The organism is Mycobacterium sp. WUMAC-067, assembly GCF_020217485.1.
Lineage (GTDB): Bacteria > Actinomycetota > Actinomycetes > Mycobacteriales > Mycobacteriaceae > Mycobacterium.
The window spans coordinates 1-1,126 of sequence record NZ_JAEKMI010000152.1; the positions used below are offsets into that span (position 1 = coordinate 1).

Sequence of the window (1,126 nt, forward strand, 5' to 3'; positions counted from 1 at the left end):
TCCTGAGTCATTAATTTTGGTGCAGTAGTTTGCGATGCTTGCCAGGATCTGGTCGGCGGTTTTGGTCCAGACGTAGGGTCGCGGGTTGTCGTTCCAGGTGTCGATCCAGGCGCGGATGTCGGCGTTGAGTTGGCGGACCGAGGTGTGGGTGCCGCGGCGCAGTTTCTTGGTGGTCAGCTCGGCGAACCAGCGTTCGACGAGGTTGAGCCAGCTTGAGCCGGTCGGAGTGAAGTGCAGTACGAACCGGGGATGTGTTGTCAGCCAACGCTTTACCGCAGGAGTCTTGTGCGTGGAGGCATTGTCGAGAACGACGTGGCAATCCAGGTCGGCGGGCACTTGTTCGTCGATCTTTTTCAGGAAGGCCAAGAACTCCTGGGAGCGGTGTCGGGCATGCAAAGAGCCGATGACTTTTCCGGTGGCCAGGTCCAGGGCGGCATACAGGCTCGACGTGCCATAGCGGACGTAGTCGTGGCTGGCCCGTGCTGGCGTGCCGGGCAGCATCGGGAACACCGGTGCGGTGCGGTTGAGCGCTTGGATCTGGGTCTTTTCATCGACGCAGAGCACCAGGGCGCGCTCGGGTGGGTCCAGGTAGAGCCCCACGATGTCGCGGACCTTGGCCACGAACAGCGGATCCTTGGACAGTTTCCACGAATCCTGCTTGTGCGGCGCCAATCCAAACGCCCGCCACACCCGCGAGACCATCGACTGACTCAACCCGAGGTGGGTGGCCATCGAGCGCGTCGACCAGTGCGTGGCATCGGGCGGGGTGGTCTCCAACGTCGCGGTGATCAACGCTTCGATCTGCCCATCGCCGACCACCCGAGGCCTACCCGGCCGCGGCTCGTCAAGCAGGCCATCGCAGCGCTGCTCAACAAAACGGTTACGCCACCGCTTGACCGTCGAGCGTGAGATTCCCATCCGGTCGGCCATGTCGGAATTGGACTCACCATCAGCGGCCGCCAACACAATTCGCGACCGCAACGCCAACCCCGCCGCACTCGTTCGTCGCCGAGCCCACCCCTCTAACTCGGCACGTTCAGCATCAGTCAACACAATCTCAGCAGCACGCGGAGTGGGCATCACCCAGTTTAACAACTGAGCCGTAATTAACGACTCAGGACACTAG

1 protein-coding gene is annotated in these 1,126 nt (G+C 62.0%); it reads right to left on the bottom strand.

Annotated elements, in window-relative coordinates; translation table 11 throughout:
* Positions 1–1,080: IS630 family transposase (locus JF781_RS27955; protein WP_225330678.1), on the bottom strand; the 1,080-nt coding region annotated here is incomplete at its 3' end.
* Between the last annotated feature and the right edge of the window lie 46 nt (positions 1,081–1,126).